Below are 2169 nucleotides of genomic sequence, written 5' to 3' on the forward strand. Positions count from 1 at the left end.
ATCTTACCCATCGCCGAAATCACAATCAGTAGATTCCCTTTTTTGTAATCGCGGACAATATTGGCCAGATTTTTCACTCCATCTGCATCTTTTACCGAGGCACCACCAAACTTAAAAATATCCATATTAAAATGCCTTGATTTGTTCTTTAGAGAAAGCTGCGTTTAACCAGCCACTTTCTAAATGTGCTTTATATTTATTGTAGAAGTTTATTGCCGGCTCGTTCCAGTCTAATACTTGCCAAACCATGCCGCTATAATTACCGTTTTTAGCCTCTTCTATCACTTTTTCGAATAATACTTTACCCAGGCCTTTTCCTCTAAATTCTTCTGTTACGATAAAATCTTCGAGATATAACCTGCATCCTTTCCATGTAGAGTAACGTGTATAGTATAATGCGAAGCCCACAATTATATTATTTACTTCGGCTACGTAAGCTTTCCATACCGGGTTTTTGCCAAAACCAGCATCGATAAAGTGATCTAAAGTAACCGTTACTTCTTCAGGGGCACGCTCATAAATGGCGAGCTCATTAATTAATTCCAATATTCTTGGACAATCTTCTGCAGTCGCAAATCTGATGTTAAAATCCATATTAATTGGTCGTAATATCGTTTTTGAAATGTTTGATTACCCTTTTTCCGAAAATACTGCTGCCAATGCGCACCATTGTACTTCCTTCTTCAATTGCAATTTTATAATCTGCACTCATTCCGGTCGATATTTCTTTAAAAGCATTGTCTTTGCGGAAAAAACTCACTTTAATGCCATCAAAAAATACTTTTAGTTCGTGAAATTCGGTCGTAATCTGTTTTTCGTTCTTGGTATTGGTGGCAATGCCCATTAAACCCACAATACGGATATTTTTCAATTCGGCTAAGTCTTCGGCACGTAGCAATTCGATTACTTCATCAAAACCAAGTCCGAATTTAGTGTCTTCATCTGCAATGTAAACCGGTAAAATTAATAACCTTGCCGCAATTTGGGCAAAAAATAATATTTAAATTAAGCATGAAGAGATTAATATGGGTTTTAATGACAGCTATATTATGGTTTGGTTGCAAACCTGGTATACCTGATGGCATTATTAAACCTGATAAAATGGAAAAGATTTTATACGATATGCACATTGTTGATGGCTACCTTTCAAGCATTTATGTAGTAGATTCAGCAAAGAAGGTGGCAGCAGCTTATTATAAAGGGATTTACAAAAAATTTGGTACAGATTCTGCCGAATATAACAAGAGTTTAATATGGTATAATACCAACCCTGTAGCGTTAGAGGCGATGTATAAAAACATACAAAAATTGTTAGCCAAGCAAAAAAAGGGAACGGCATTAGCTGATCTGATAATAAAGAAAAAAGCATTTAAAGCCGACTCTTTAGTGATAGCAAAGAAATTTAAGGCCGATTCTCTTGCGATCAGAAAAAAAATGAAACCAGATTCTTTATCGAAGGTTAAAGCAGTTGCTGAAATTGCAAAGAAGAAAAAACAGGCCGATTCATTAATTAATATAAAAAAAGCTGGCGTATCGGAAGTAGTTCCAAGTCCAGCTATTGTACAATAGTATGTTATATCCCGAAAACTGTTTAGAACGTTTAGGTTTTGTTGAGATCAGGCAACTGATTAGCAAACATTGTTTAAGTCCGATGGGGCAAACAATGGTAGAGAAGATGCAGGTGATGAACCGTTTTGATCAGATTGATAAGTTTCTACGTCAAACAAACGAGTTTAAAAGTATTCTGCAAAATCAGGAACCACTACAGATTAATACCTTTTTTGATATTAAGTCGCTGGTTGAAAAAATCAGGGTTGAAGGCACTTATCTATTGGAAGATGAGTGGTTTCAGGTATATACTTCGTTGCATACTGTTTTCTCGGTACTCCGTTTTTTCGAAGAACGTGCAGAAGTATATCCTACATTAGAAGCTTTATTTGAGCATCTGCCGATCGAAAAAACGATCCTTCGTAAAATAGAAAGCGTTATAGATGCCAAAGGAAAGATCAAACCCAATGCATCAAAAGAATTGCAGGAGATTACCTCTGCCATTTCGAAAGCTGAACAAGATGTGCGTAAGCGAATGGATTCGATCTACAAGCAGGCGATTGCCAATAACTGGGTTGCCGATGGTAGTTTAACCATTCGTGATGGTAGAATGTGTATTCC

At 36.5% G+C, this 2169-nt stretch carries 2 protein-coding genes and 2 pseudogenes; 2 read left to right on the forward strand and 2 right to left on the reverse strand.

Annotation, left to right across the window (positions count from 1 at the left end):
• Positions 1 to 126: 126 nt before the first annotated feature.
• Positions 127 to 594, reverse strand: coding sequence for an N-acetyltransferase family protein (locus AC1DND_RS27545; RefSeq protein ID WP_477586003.1), 468 nt, complete (start codon positions 592 to 594; stop codon positions 127 to 129).
• Position 595: 1 nt separating this feature from the next.
• Positions 596 to 964 (reverse strand): annotated as a pseudogene (locus AC1DND_RS27550) (alanine racemase); the annotation flags it as partial.
• A gap of 71 nt (positions 965 to 1035) precedes the next feature.
• On the opposite strand from AC1DND_RS27550, the gene AC1DND_RS27555 reads away from it, so the two are divergent.
• The gene (locus AC1DND_RS27555) at positions 1036 to 1569 is read left to right on the forward strand and encodes a DUF4296 domain-containing protein (protein WP_477586004.1); all 534 of its coding nucleotides are present in this window, start codon (positions 1036 to 1038) and stop codon (positions 1567 to 1569) included.
• A gap of 1 nt (position 1570) precedes the next feature.
• Positions 1571 to 2169 (forward strand): annotated as a pseudogene (locus AC1DND_RS27560) (endonuclease MutS2); the annotation flags it as partial.

The sequence above is a fragment of the Pedobacter sp. 01N416 genome, assembly GCF_056399685.1.